The 12,703-nt window shown below is 75.6% G+C and carries 14 protein-coding genes; 8 read left to right on the top strand and 6 right to left on the bottom strand.

The window, feature by feature from the left end; genetic code table 11:
• Nucleotides 1–20: 20 nt before the first annotated feature.
• Together ACYVOF_RS04225 and sdhC are read right to left on the bottom strand one after the other, a co-directional pair.
• Nucleotides 21–413 (bottom strand): succinate dehydrogenase hydrophobic membrane anchor subunit, encoded by a 393-nt coding sequence (locus ACYVOF_RS04225; RefSeq protein WP_460864301.1) that lies wholly within the window; start codon nucleotides 411–413, stop codon nucleotides 21–23.
• A gap of 34 nt (nucleotides 414–447) precedes the next feature.
• Nucleotides 448–849: a succinate dehydrogenase, cytochrome b556 subunit gene (sdhC, locus tag ACYVOF_RS04220; protein ID WP_460864262.1), complete on the bottom strand. Its 402-nt coding sequence runs from the start codon at nucleotides 847–849 to the stop codon at nucleotides 448–450.
• 440 nt (nucleotides 850–1,289) lie between these two features.
• On the opposite strand from sdhC, the gene ACYVOF_RS04215 reads away from it, so the two are divergent.
• The 8 genes from ACYVOF_RS04215 to ACYVOF_RS04180 all read left to right on the top strand — a co-directional run bounded on the left by ACYVOF_RS04215 (nucleotide 1,290) and on the right by ACYVOF_RS04180 (nucleotide 9,787).
• A complete protein-coding gene (locus ACYVOF_RS04215) occupies nucleotides 1,290–2,327 on the top strand; it encodes a BMP family lipoprotein (RefSeq protein ID WP_460864261.1) in 1,038 nt (345 codons plus the stop codon).
• A gap of 217 nt (nucleotides 2,328–2,544) precedes the next feature.
• Complete coding sequence (locus ACYVOF_RS04210; protein ID WP_460864260.1) at nucleotides 2,545–4,017, top strand: ABC transporter ATP-binding protein; 1,473 nt, start codon at nucleotides 2,545–2,547, stop codon at nucleotides 4,015–4,017.
• Nucleotides 4,014–5,153 (top strand): ABC transporter permease, encoded by a 1,140-nt coding sequence (locus ACYVOF_RS04205; RefSeq protein ID WP_460864259.1) that lies wholly within the window; start codon nucleotides 4,014–4,016, stop codon nucleotides 5,151–5,153. The genes ACYVOF_RS04210 and ACYVOF_RS04205 overlap by 4 nt, the downstream gene beginning before the upstream one ends.
• Nucleotides 5,150–6,409, top strand: a complete 1,260-nt coding sequence (locus tag ACYVOF_RS04200) for an ABC transporter permease (protein WP_460864258.1) — start codon at nucleotides 5,150–5,152, stop codon at nucleotides 6,407–6,409. The genes ACYVOF_RS04205 and ACYVOF_RS04200 overlap by 4 nt, the downstream gene beginning before the upstream one ends.
• On the top strand, nucleotides 6,406–6,810 hold the full coding sequence (locus tag ACYVOF_RS04195) for a cytidine deaminase (RefSeq protein WP_460864257.1): 405 nt from the start codon (nucleotides 6,406–6,408) through the stop codon (nucleotides 6,808–6,810). Before ACYVOF_RS04200 ends, ACYVOF_RS04195 begins: the two co-directional genes overlap by 4 nt.
• Nucleotides 6,807–8,132, top strand: coding sequence for a thymidine phosphorylase (locus tag ACYVOF_RS04190; RefSeq protein ID WP_460864256.1), 1,326 nt, complete (start codon nucleotides 6,807–6,809; stop codon nucleotides 8,130–8,132). The genes ACYVOF_RS04195 and ACYVOF_RS04190 overlap by 4 nt, the downstream gene beginning before the upstream one ends.
• Nucleotides 8,129–9,214, top strand: coding sequence for an adenosine deaminase (locus tag ACYVOF_RS04185; RefSeq protein WP_460864255.1), 1,086 nt, complete (start codon nucleotides 8,129–8,131; stop codon nucleotides 9,212–9,214). The genes ACYVOF_RS04190 and ACYVOF_RS04185 overlap by 4 nt, the downstream gene beginning before the upstream one ends.
• A gap of 72 nt (nucleotides 9,215–9,286) precedes the next feature.
• Nucleotides 9,287–9,787, top strand: coding sequence for a hypothetical protein (locus ACYVOF_RS04180; RefSeq protein WP_460864254.1), 501 nt, complete (start codon nucleotides 9,287–9,289; stop codon nucleotides 9,785–9,787).
• Here ACYVOF_RS04180 and ACYVOF_RS04175 read toward each other — a convergent pair.
• The 4 genes from ACYVOF_RS04175 to ACYVOF_RS04160 all read right to left on the bottom strand — a co-directional run.
• On the bottom strand, nucleotides 9,669–10,928 hold the full coding sequence (locus tag ACYVOF_RS04175; RefSeq protein WP_460864253.1) for a primosomal protein: 1,260 nt from the start codon (nucleotides 10,926–10,928) through the stop codon (nucleotides 9,669–9,671). The genes ACYVOF_RS04180 and ACYVOF_RS04175 overlap by 119 nt on opposite strands.
• Nucleotides 10,929–10,974: 46 nt before the next feature.
• Nucleotides 10,975–11,325, bottom strand: a complete 351-nt coding sequence (locus tag ACYVOF_RS04170) for a YbaB/EbfC family nucleoid-associated protein (RefSeq protein WP_460864252.1) — start codon at nucleotides 11,323–11,325, stop codon at nucleotides 10,975–10,977.
• On the bottom strand, nucleotides 11,319–11,621 hold the full coding sequence (locus ACYVOF_RS04165; protein ID WP_460864251.1) for a hypothetical protein: 303 nt from the start codon (nucleotides 11,619–11,621) through the stop codon (nucleotides 11,319–11,321). Before ACYVOF_RS04165 ends, ACYVOF_RS04170 begins: the two co-directional genes overlap by 7 nt.
• A partial coding sequence (locus ACYVOF_RS04160) for a C40 family peptidase (RefSeq protein ID WP_460864250.1) occupies nucleotides 11,618–12,703 on the bottom strand: 1,086 nt, incomplete at its 5' end. The genes ACYVOF_RS04165 and ACYVOF_RS04160, both read right to left, overlap by 4 nt.

Here is a 12,703-nt window from a genome sequence, read left to right as displayed (position 1 = left end):
GGTTGTGCGGAACGGCTCGGTCAGGCCGTGATGCTGGGGTCGAAGGTGAAGATCACGTAGGTGCCGAGCCCCACGATCAGCAGCATGGACGCGACCAGCAGCGTGGTCAGCCAGAAGCGGGTCGAGTCCTTGCGGGCGTAGTCGTTGATGACGGTCCGCAGGCCGTTGCCGCCGTGGAGCTGGGCGAGCCACAGCATCGACAGGTCCCAGAACTGCCAGAACGGGCTGGCCCAGCGGCCGGCGACGAAGGCGAAGTTGATGCGCTGCACCCCGTCGTCGAGGAGCAGCATGATCGTCATGTGGCCCAGCACGAGCACCACGAGCACGAGGCCCGACAGGCGCATGAACAGCCACGAGTAGAGCTCGAAGTTGCCGCTGCGCCCGGCCGAGCGGGACGAGCGGGGTGCGGCCATGGAGGCCGGACGGTCGGTGGTGGTGGCCACGGTGCTAACCCCCGAAGGTGTGCATGAGCATGCGGACGGCCGCGGGAACCATCACCACGACCCAGATGCCGAGGATCGCCCACAGCATCTGGCGCTGGTAGCGCGGACCCTGGGCCCAGAAGTCGACGAGCATGACCCGGACGCCGTTGAGGGCGTGGTAGAGCACGGCCGCGACGAGGCCGAGCTCCATGAGCCCGACCACCGGGTTCTTGTAGGTGTCGATGACCTGGTCGTAGGCCTCCGGCGACACCCGCACGAGGGCGGTGTCGAGCACGTGGACGAACAGGAAGAAGAAGACCGACACCCCGGTGATGCGGTGCGCGACCCAGGACCACATGCCCGGGTCGCCCCGGTACAGGGAGCGGGTGCGCCGCGCCTCGGGGGCGGCTGCAGTGGTGCTTGCCATGGCGTCGAAGAGCCTCCAACATCGCTGGTGGGCGTCGGTGCCCGAGGGTGCTCACGCCCCCCGACCGCCGGCGCACCGGGGGACGCGCCCGCCGCGCGTGCTGGTGCGTCACGCAGGTCCGACCCGGTCCGCAGATCGTATCCCCACCCCACGGGGGCGGCACGCCCGTGTGAGGTTGCAGACAAGCGACCCCCGGCTCGGCGGGCCGAGGCCACGAAACGATCACGGAGTGGTCGAGGTCGTGGGTGGGGCCGCCGGGGCCCAGTACGGTCCTGGCACCCGGGTGCACGTCTCCGGCGCCGCCCACCACGGGCGGTGCGCGGGCACACCGGGCGCACCCGGGACGCGACGGGACCAGGCCCGCACCGACGACGACGTCGGTCCGCGAGGATCGGTCGTCGCGTCCGGTGCGTGTCGAGAGGAGAAGCAGAGTGCGTCGAGTGCGCGGATCCCTGCTCGTGGCCGGACTGGCGGCGACCACGCTGGTGCTCAGCGCCTGCGGTGGTGGGGTCGATTCCAACGACAGCAGCAGCTCGGGGTCGGGCGGGCCGCTCAAGGTCGGCCTGGCCTACGACATCGGGGGCCGGGGCGACCAGTCGTTCAACGACTCCGCCGCGGCCGGCCTGGACGAGGCGAAGTCGAGCCTGGGTGTCGAGGTCAGCGAGCTCGAGGCGACCCAGGGCGAGTCCGACGCCGACAAGGCGGAGCGGCTGCGGACCCTGGCCGACGGTGGGGCCACGGCCATCATCGCCGTCGGGTTCGCCTACTCCGAGCCGGTGACCACGGTCGCCGGGGAGTACCCCGACATCGACTTCGCGATCGTCGACGACGCGGCCGCCCAGGCCCCGAACCTGACCAACATCGTCTTCGCCGAGGAGCAGGGCTCGTTCCTGGTCGGCGCGGCCGCCGCGCTGAAGACCACCTCGGGCACCGTCGGCTTCGTCGGGGGCGTCCAGACGCCGCTGATCGAGAAGTTCGAGGCCGGCTACAAGGCCGGTGTGGAGGCCGCCAAGCCCGGCACCAGGGTCGTCACGCAGTACCTGACCCAGCCGCCGGACTTCACCGGGTTCTCCGACCCGTCGAAGGGCCGCACGGCCGCGCAGGGCCTGCTCGACCAGGGCGCCGACGTGATCTACCAGGCGGCGGGCGGCTCCGGGGCCGGCGTCTTCGAGGCCGTCGCGGCCAAGCCGGGCTCGCTGGCCATCGGCGTGGACTCCGACCAGTACAAGACGGCCGACCCGTCGGTCCGCGACGTCATCCTCACCTCGATGGTGAAGAACGTGAACGTCGGCGTGCTCGACTTCGTCAAGGCGGTCAGCGACGGCACGGTCAAGGCCGGCGTGACGACCTACGACCTCGCCAACGGGGGTGTCGCGTACTCCACCTCGGGTGGCAAGGTCGACGACATCGTCCCCCAGCTCGACATGTTCTCCCAGCAGATCCAGAGCGGGCAGATCACGGTCCCCACGACCGTCTGACCGGCCCGCCGGGACACAGCTGCTTGAACCGGGGCCCGGGGGGTGCGCACCACCCCCCGGGCCCCGGTGCGCCCGGCCCACCCGCCCGGACCACCCCGGAGGCCCCACCATCAGCGCGCGACCCGACCTCACCGACCCCCGCCCGGCCGAGCCGGACCCCGACGGCGGCCCCGCCGCCGTCGAGCTGCGCGGCATCACCAAGCGGTTCCCCGGCGTCGTGGCCAACCGCGACGTCGACCTGGCCGTCCGCGCGGGCCGCGTGCACGCGCTGGTGGGGGAGAACGGCGCGGGCAAGTCCACCCTGATGAAGATCCTCTACGGGATGCAGAAGCCCGACGAGGGCACGGTCCTCGTCGCCGGCCGGCCCACCCGGCTGGCGTCCCCGGCCGACGCCATCGCCGCGGGTATCGGCATGGTCCACCAGCACTTCATGCTGGCCGACAACCTCACCGTGCTGGAGAACGTCGTCATCGGGGCCGAGAAGGTCGCGGGCATCGGCGACCGCGCCCGCACCCGCATCGACGAGCTCGGCCGGCGCTACGGCCTCGGCCTGGACACCGGCGCCCTCGTGGGCGACCTCGGGGTCGGCGACCGCCAGCGCGTGGAGATCCTCAAGGTCCTCTACCGCGGCGCCACGACGATCATCCTCGACGAGCCCACGGCCGTGCTCGTCCCGCAGGAGGTCGACGCGCTGTTCGCGAACCTCCGCGAGCTCACCGCGGAGGGCCTCGCCGTCGTCTTCATCAGCCACAAGCTCGACGAGGTGCGCGCGGTGGCCGACGAGATCACCGTGATGCGCGGCGGCACCACGGTGGCCACCGTGGCCGGCGGCAGCGTCACCAGCCGCGAGCTGGCCGAGATGATGGTCGGCGACGAGCTCCCGGAGCCCTCGCGCCGGCCCCGGGCGGACACCGGGCGGGAGGTCCTCGTGCTGCGCGGGGTCACCGTCGCCTCGCCCTCCCACGGCCGGCCCGTGGTCGACGACGTCAGCCTCACCGTCCACGCCGGGGAGGTGCTCGGCATCGCCGGGGTCGAGGGCAACGGCCAGGCCGAGCTCGTCGACGCCGTCCTCGGGCTGCGCGAGGCCACCGGCACGGTCGCCCTGGCCGGCCCCGACGGCGAGCTGGTCGACCTCACCCACCGACCCACCCGGGCTCGTCGGGAGGCGGGCCTGGGCTTCGTCCCGGAGGACCGCCACCGCCAGGGCATGCTGCTCGACGCCCCGCTGTGGGAGAACCGGATGCTCGGCCACCAGACCCAGCGGCCGAACTCCCGCGGCCCGCTGCTCGACGTCCGCGCCGCCCGCGCGGACACCGAGCGCATCGTGGCCGCCTACGACGTGCGCACCCCGGGCATCGACGTCGCCGGGTCCGCGCTCTCCGGCGGCAACCAGCAGAAGCTCATCGTGGGCCGGGAGATGAGCCACGAGCCGGTCGTCCTCGTCGCCGCCCACCCGACCCGCGGGGTGGACGTGGGCGCGCAGGCCGCGATCTGGGAGCACGTCCGCGCCGCGCAGGACCGCGGCATGGGGGTGCTGCTGGTCTCCGCCGACCTCGACGAGCTCATCGGCACGTCCGACCGCATCCAGGTCATCCTGCGCGGGCGCCTCGTCGCCGAGGTCGACCCGCGCGACGTGACCCCGGAGGACCTGGGGGCGGCCATGACCGGGGCCGGGGAGGTCGAGCCGTGAGCCGCGCCCCCGCGCTGCTGCGCCGCGTGGCGCTGACCCTCGCCGCCCCCGTGCTGGCCCTGCTCATCGCGCTGCTGGTGGCCGCCCTCGTCGTCACCCTGTCCGGCTCCGACCCGCTGGTCGCCGTGCGGACCGTGGCCGACACCGCCGCGCTGCCCCGCATCCAGACCCAGACCATCAACACGGCCACCACGTACTACCTGGCCGCGGTGGCGGTGGCCATCGGGTTCCGGATGAACCTGTTCAACATCGGGGTCGACGGGCAGTACCGGATCGCCGCGATGGTGGCGGCCGCCGTCGGCGCCGCGCTGCCGCTGCCGCCGGTTCTGCACCAGCTGGTGATCATGGCGGTCGCCGTCGTCGTCGGGGCCGCCTGGGCGGGGGTCGCCGCCGTGCTCAAGGCCTACCGCGGGGTCAGCGAGGTGATCTCCACGATCATGCTCAACGCCATCGCGACCGCCCTGATCGCCTGGCTGATCCTGCCCGAGCAGCTCGGCGTGCGCGTCGAGGGCAGCAACAACATCGGCACCGCGAAGATCCCGGAGTCCGGGCGGGTGGGGTCGATCCCGCTGGTGCCCGACAGCCCCGGCGGCGTCTACGGCCTCGTCGTGCTGGCCGTCGGGGTCGGCGTCGGCTACTGGTTCGTCATGGGCTACACCCGCTTCGGGTTCGACCTGCGCGCCACCGGCGGCTCGGCCACCGCGGCCGTCGCCTCGGGCGTCAGCGTCAAGCGGATGATCCTGGTCTCGATGCTGCTCTCGGGCGGGGTCGCCGGCCTGGTCGGCATGCCGCAGCTGCTCGGCGCCTCCTACAACTACGCGCTCGACTTCCCCGCCGGGGTCGGCTTCACCGGCATCGCGGTGGCCCTGCTCGGCCGCAACCACCCGGTGGGGATGGCCTTCGGCGCGCTGCTGTGGTCGTTCCTCGAGCGCTCGTCGAACGGCCTGCAGGCCCAGGGCATCAGCCCCGAGATCGTCACCATCGTGCAGGGGGTCATCGTGCTGGCCGTGGTCGTCGCCTACGAGCTGGTCCGCCGCTACCGGCTGCGGCTGCAGCAGCGCGAGGTGGGCCGGGCCGACACCGGGGCCGGCACCGGGGACGGGCCCGGGACCTCCCGCGAGGCGGTGAGCGCGTGAGCACCACCGCCCCGACCACCGCGCCCCGGCCCACCGGCCCGGTCGCCCGGGTGGCCGCCCTCGGCCGCTACCGCCTCTACCTGCTCGTGGCCGGCGCGGTGCTGCTGGTCGCGGTCGTCCGGGCCGCCACCGGGGCCGGCGACCTCACCTCGGGCGGCGCCGTCAGCGCGGCGCTCGGCCTGGCCGTGCCCATCGGCATGGCCGGGCTCGGCGGGCTGTGGGCCGAGCGTGCCGGCGTGGTCAACATCGGCCTCGAGGGGATGATGATCCTCGGCACCTGGGGGGCCGGCTGGGCCGGCTCGACCTTCGGGCCGTGGGAGGGCGTGCTGGCCGCCGTGGTCTTCGGCGCGCTCGGCGGCCTGGTGCACGCCGTGGCCACCGTGACCTTCCGCGTCGACCAGATCGTCTCCGGCGTGGCCATCAACATCCTCGGCGCCGGGGTCGCGCGCTTCCTGTCCACCGTCGTGTTCGGCGGCGAGGACGGCGGCGGCACCACCCAGTCCCCGCGCATCCCCAACCTGCCCACCCTGTCGGTGCCCGGCATCTCCGGCCCGCTCGACCGGCTCGACGGCAGCGGGGTCTTCCTCGTCGCCGACGTCGCGGGCGTGCTGCGCGGCCTGCTCGTCGGGGTCTCCGCGCTGACCGTCATCGCCGTGCTGCTCGTCGTCGTGTCCTACGTCGTGCTGTGGCGCACGCCGTTCGGCCTGCGGCTGCGGATGTGCGGGGAGAACCCCACCGCGGCGGAGACCCTCGGGGTGGACGTCTACCGGATGAAGTACCTGGCCGTGATCGCCTCCGGCGGGTTCGCCGGGCTCGGTGGCGCGTTCCTCGCCGTGGTGGCGGCCGGGATCTACCGGGAGGGCCAGACCGGGGGGCGCGGTTACATCGGCCTCGCCGCCATGCTCTTCGGCAACTGGCGCCCCGGCGGGCTCGCGATGGGCTCGCTGCTGTTCGGCTACACCGACGCGGTGCAGCTGCGCGGGGCCGACGTGCGACCGCTGCTGCTGCTCGTCGGCTGCCTGCTGGTGGCCATGGCGATCGTCGCGCTGCTGCGCAGGCAGGCCGTGCGCGCCGCGGTCGCGTTCGTCGTCGGCGTGGTGGTCGGGGGCACCTACTTCGTCGTCGACGCGGTGCCGCCGCAGTTCACCTCCGCCACCCCGTACGTGGCCACGCTGCTGGTCCTCGCGCTCGCCTCGCAGCGGCTGCGGCCCCCCGCCGCCGTCGGGCTGCGCTTCGCCAAGGGAGAAGGACGATGACCACCGTGCACGTCGAGTGGGACCAGCTGCGCGCCGCCGCGCGCGAGGCCATGACCCACGCCTACGCCCCGTACTCGGGCTACCCGGTCGGCGCGGCCGCGCTGGTCGACGACGGCCGCACCGTCGTCGGGTGCAACGTGGAGAACGCCTCCTACGGGCTGGGGCTCTGCGCGGAGTGCGGGCTGGTCTCGGCCCTGCAGGCGAGCGGCGGGGGCAGGCTGGTCGCCTTCACCTGCTGCAACGCCGACGGCGGGGCCATCACCCCGTGCGGGCGGTGCCGGCAGCTGCTCGCCGAGCACGGCGCCCCCACCCTGCTGGTGGACACCCCGCGCGGCGTGCTGACCCTGGCCGACCTGCTGCCGCAGGCCTTCGGCCCCGCCGACCTCGCGGCGCAGGCGTGAGCCCCAGCGCCGTCGAGGTCATCCGGACCAAGCGCGACGGGGGCCGGCTCGACGACGAGGCCATCGACTGGGTCCTGGCGGCCTACACCCGCGGCGACGTCGCCCCGGAGCAGATGTCGGCCCTGGCCATGGCCATCCTGCTCAACGGGATGGACGCGGCCGAGACCGCCCGCTGGACCGCGGCGATGATCGGCTCCGGCGAGCGGCTCGACCTCGCCGGGGTCGGCCGGCCGCTGGTGGACAAGCACTCCACCGGCGGGGTCGGCGACAAGATCACCCTGCCGCTCGCGCCGCTGGTCGCCGCGTGCGGAGCGGCCGTGCCGCAGCTCTCCGGGCGCGGGCTCGGGCACACCGGGGGCACGCTGGACAAGCTCGAGGCCGTCCCCGGCTGGCGCGCCGACCTGGCCACCGAGCAGATCGTGGCCCAGCTGCGCGACGTGGGCGCCGTGGTGTGCGCGACCACGCCGACGCTGGCCCCGGCCGACCGGCTGCTCTACGCGCTGCGCGACGTCACCGGCACGGTGGAGTCCGTCCCGCTCATCGCCAGCTCGATCATGAGCAAGAAGATCGCCGAGGGCACCGACGGCCTCGTGCTCGACGTCAAGGTCGGCTCCGGCGCGTTCATGACCACGCCCGCGCGGGCCCGCGAGCTGGCCGACGCCCTCGTCGCCATCGGCGCGGCCCACGGGCTGCGCACCGTCGCCCTGCTCACCGCGATGGACACCCCGCTGGGGCTCACCGCGGGCAACGCGCTCGAGGTGGCCGAGTCGGTGGAGGTGCTCGCCGGGGGCGGGCCCGCCGACGTCCGCGAGCTCACCCTCACCCTGGCCCGGGAGATGCTGGCCGTGGTGGGCATCGAGCCCGCCGGGGACGCCGACCCGGAGCGCGCGCTCGACGACGGCCGCGCCATGGACGCCTGGCGGGCGATGATCTCCGCCCAGGACGGCGACGCCGACGCGGCGCTGCCCGTCGCGCGCCACGTCGAGACGCTCGACGCCCCGGCCACCGGGACGCTGACCCGGCTCGACGCCTACGACGTCGGCCTGGCCGCGTGGCGGCTCGGGGCGGGCCGGGCCCGCAAGGAGGACGCGGTGCAGGCCGCGGCGGGGGTGCGCTGGCTCGCCCGGCCCGGCGACCCCGTCGTCGCGGGACGGCCCCTGCTCGAGCTGCACTGCGACTCGGTGGACGAGGCCGACGCCCGGCAGCGGCTCGACGGGGCCCGCGCGGCCCTGGCCGGGGCGGTCGACGTCGACGGCCCGGGCACCCGGCTGCCGCTGGTGCTCGACCGCGTCACCACGGCCGGTGCGGCGGTGCCGGCGTGAGCGCGCCGCTGGACCTGGCCTCGATCCGCCGGGCCCCGAAGGTCCTGCTGCACGACCACCTCGACGGCGGGCTGCGGCCCGCGACCGTGCTCGAGCTGGCCCACGAGACGGGCTACTCCGCGCTGCCCGCCCAGGACGAGGCCGGGCTGGCCCGCTGGTTCCGGGAGTCGGCCGACTCCGGCTCGCTGCCCCGCTACCTGGAGACCTTCGCCCACACCGTGGGGGTCATGCAGACCGCGGACGCGCTGTTCCGGGTGGCCCAGGAGTGCGCGGAGGACCTGGCCGACGACGGGGTGGTCCACGCGGAGTCCCGCTTCGCCCCCGAGCAGCACACCGAGGCCGGGCTGAGCCTCGACGAGGTGGTCGAGGCGGTGCTGGCCGGGTTCCGGGCCGGGGAGTCCGCCGCCGCCCAGCGCGGCCGGCCGATCCGGGTGGGGGTGCTCGTCACCGCGATGCGCCACGCCGCCCGCTCCCGCGAGATCGCCGAGCTGGCCGTGCGGTTCCGCGATGTCGGCGTGGTCGGCTTCGACATCGCCGGGGCCGAGGCGGGGTACCCCCCGACCCGCCACCTCGACGCCTTCGAGTACCTGCGGCAGGCCAACGCGCACTTCACGATCCACGCGGGGGAGGCCTTCGGGCTGCCGTCGATCCACGAGGCGCTGCAGTGGTGCGGGGCCGAGCGGCTGGGCCACGGCGTGCGGATCGTCGACGACATCACCGCCGCCGACGACGGCCCCGAGCTGGGCCGGCTGGCGGCCTACGTCCGGGACCTGCGGGTGCCGCTCGAGCTGTGCCCGTCGTCGAACGTGCAGACCGGGGCGGTGGCCTCGATCGCCGAGCACCCCTTCGGCCTGCTCGCGGCGCTGCGCTTCCGGGTCACGGTGAACACCGACAACCGGCTGATGAGCGACTGCACCATGAGCAGCGAGATGGCCGCGCTCGTCGAGGCCTTCGGCTACGGCTGGTCGGACCTGCAGCGGTTCACCATCAACGCGATGAAGTCGGCGTTCCTGCCCTTCGACGAGCGGCTCGCCGTGATCGACGACGTCATCAAGCCCGGGTACGCCGTCCTGCTGGGCTAGCCCGCTCCTGCACCCCCGGACGCGTGGTCCTACGCATGTGCGCCGGGGGGTGCGGCCCGCAGGGTGGACCTCGTGACGACGACACGACCGGACCCGCTGCTGCGACCCGCCCCGCTGGCCGGGGCCCTGCTCAGCGCTGCACTCCCGCTGACCGCGGCGGCGGCGCACGCCGACCCGACGACGCCGCTGGCCCCGACCGTCCTGGTGCTGGCGCTGCTGGCGCCGGTGGCGCTGCTCGCCCGCGGGTGGGCCGACAGCGTCGGAGCGGGCGCCGCGGTGGGGCGGGCGTTGGGGGCGGTGCTCGCGGCACAGGTCAGCGGCCTGGTGGCCGGGGGCGCGCTCGGGCTCGTCCTCGCCGCGGGCGGGGCCGACCCGGTGCTGCCCGCGGGGGTGCTCGCCCTCCTCGTCCCCGGCGTCGTCCTGGCCCGGCTCGCCGGGTGGTGGGAGGACGGGGTCAGCGGGTGCGCAGCCGGGCCTCGAACGCCGTCTCGAGCTCGCGCCAGGACTGCGCCTCCGCGGCGAACGGCGGGCTCGGCTCGAGGCGGGTGGGGTCCGGCTCGAGGACGTAGGTGACCAGCCAGCCCAGCGGCTGCGAGCCGGCCAGCGCGGTCGACACCGAGTCGTCGTCCGCCGCGTCGGCCGCGTCCGTCAGCAGCTCCACGGCCAGCTCGAGCTGCAGCCGGTCGATGGCGGCGGGGCCCGCCTCGATGTCGTCGGCCAGGCCGGGCAGCACGTAGGTGTTGTCCGCCGTCACCTCGACCTCGAGCTCGCCCGCGGTCGCCGCCTGGGCCACCTCGGGGAAGGTGACGACCTCGGCGAGGTCGTGGTCGGTGGCGTCGGCCAGGTGGCGGGCCAGCGCGCGCTCGGAGCCGAACACGTCGATGCGCCCGTCCGAGCCGAGGAAGACCGGGGTGTCACCCAGGTAGCAGCGCAGCGTGACGTACTCGTCGGTGGAGGTGATCACCTTGATGGGGTCGATGCCGACCTCGGCCCAGAACCCCTCGGGCTCCTCGTCGCCGGCCGCGGTGACGTCGGAGTCGCGCTCGTCGGTGTCGTCCCCCTCGGTGTCGTCCCCGGTGTCGTCGGTCGCGTCGTCGTCGGCGTCGGGCTGGGCGGCCGCGTCGGCGACCTCGGCGCGGGCCGTGGTCAGGGCGGCCTCGTCGACCTCGGGGATGAACACCACGTCGTCGAGGGCGTCGAGGACGGTGTCCCACTTCTCGGCCAGCACGGCGCCGAGCTCGTCCCACAGCGCGGCACCCTCCTTGCCGACGAACGCGGCGGGGCCCGCGGCGAGGCGGTCGAGACCGGGGGCGGAGTCGAGGATCTCGAGGACGTCGGTGAGGTCGCAGACGTCGGCCAGCGAGCGGACCACGTCGAGGGAGTCCGCCAGCTCGGCCAGGGCCCAGCCCTCGGGCTCCCCGGCCGCGAGCTCGGGCAGGCCGACGAGGTCGTAGCGGTGGTCGTCGTCGGGCTCCAGCTCGGGCGCCGACAGGCCCGTCACCGCGGCCCACGCGGGGTGGTCGGTGAGGTCGTGCACGTCCACGGTGCGGATGAACGCCGCCAGCTCGGCGACCTCGTCGAAGCAGTACAGGTCGTCCCCGTGGCCGAGGAAGGCCTCCCACTCCTCGCCGTCCTCCCGCCACCGGGGCGCCCACAGCGTGACGAGGTCCCCCTCGGTGAGTCCGAGCTCGACCGCCACGATGTCCTGTGCCATGCCCCGCAGCGTAGTTGCGCCGCGGGGGCGTCCGGGGCGGCCCGGGTCAGCCGCGGGGCGGCCGTCCCGCGGCGGCGTCCCAGGCCTGCGCCACGTGGTCGCCCTCGAGCAGCGCGAGCAGCGCGGCGCGGCGCTCGTCGACCCAGCCCGCGGCGGCCTGGGCGGCCTGGACCACGAGGCGGCCCAGCTCGTCGGGCGGCAGCCGGGTGGCCCCGGGCGCCAGCTGCAGCGCGACGAGCTCACCGTGACCGTCGACCTCCGCCGCGACGACGTCACCCGCCGAGCGGCCCACCCCCGAGAGCGCGTCGATCTCGGCCCGGGTCCGGGCCACGGCCGCCGCGCGGGCCTCGGCGCGCGCCGCCAGCGCATCGGTGCCCACCGGGTCGGGCCTCACCACGGGCGCAGCCAGCTCTCGGGCTGCTCCGCGGCGGTCGCGTCGGCGCTCGACTCGACGGGGGCGTCGAGGCCCAGGGTGGTGGCGGCCCGGGCGTCCAGGCCGGCCCGGTCGAGCGCGGTGGCCAGCTCCGCCCGGGCCCGCGCCCCGGCCTGCCGGCACAGCGCCAGCAGCTCGGCCGCCAGCTGCTGCTCGCCGCTGCGCAGCGCGGCACTGTCGAGCACCACCTGCTCGGGCACCCCGCCGGCGTCGGTGACGACCCGGACGGAGCCGTCGGGCGAGGCCGCCGCGCCGCTCACGCGCCCGCCGTGGGCCGGAAGAAGCCGTGGAAGCCCATGCCGATGTTGTCGGTGCGGATCGGGCTGAGCTGCACCGGGTCCCCGGCCTCGACGAACATGCCGTCGCCCGCGACCATCGCGACGTGGCCGTCCCACACGGCGAGGTCGCCCGGCAGCAGCTGGCCGGGGTCGACGGGGGCGCCGATGCCCTGCTCCTGGGCCAGCCGGGGGAGGGGGACCCCGGCCTGGGCGTAGGCGTACTGCGTCAGCCCGGAGCAGTCGAGGCCGCTGCCGGGGGTGGTGCCGCCCCACACGTAGGGGACGCCGAGCTGGGAGATGGCCGCCCGCACCGCCGCCGCGGCCTGCTCGTTCGGGGCCTGCACGGTCCGCCCGCCGGGCAGCACCACGTCCACACCCTGCCCCGGCTGCAGCGGGGGCGCCGTGCGCGCGGCGGTCCGCACCCCGGCGCCACCACCACCGGAGTAGACCCCGCCCGACGAGCCCCCGCCGGGGTAGCCCCCGGCGGAGTAACCCCCGCCCGAGGAGCCCCCGCCCGACGACCCGGCGCCGGGGAGGGTCGTGCCCGTGCTGCCGGAGCCGGCGCCCGGACCGTCCGGGCTGGACCCCCCGGTGCCCGACCCCCCGGTGCCCGGGTGCCCGCCCGTGCCGGCGGGGCTCGTCCCCACCGGGGTGGGCGCGCCCTCCAGGGGCAGCGGCGACGCGGCCAGGGCGCCGGGGTCGAGCGTGGGGGCGCCGCTGATCCGGGCCGCGGCCGCCGCCAGCGCCGCGCGGGCCGTGGCCAGGACCCCGGTGGCCTCGCCCTCCGCCGCGGCGACGGCGCCGGCGACCCGCAGCCGGACCGCGTCGAGCGAGACGGGGCTGCCCACCCCGACCAGCGGCGCCGCGGCCACGGCCTGGTCGACGAGCGCGGTGGTGCTGTCGATCAGCTGCTGGAGGTGCGCCCGGGCGGTGTCGACGGCCGCCTGCGCGTCGGTCAGCGCGCCGGCCACCTCCCCGGCGGCGTCGACGAGGGTGGTCACCGCGCCCTGCTGGCGGCCGGCGTCGGCCAGCGCGGCGTCGGCGGCCGCGCCGTCCCAGCCCGC

The sequence above is a fragment of the Rhodococcus aerolatus genome (assembly GCF_054783215.1).
Note: the sequence above shows the minus strand (reverse complement) of the source record. Positions and strands in the feature narration are given on the sequence as shown.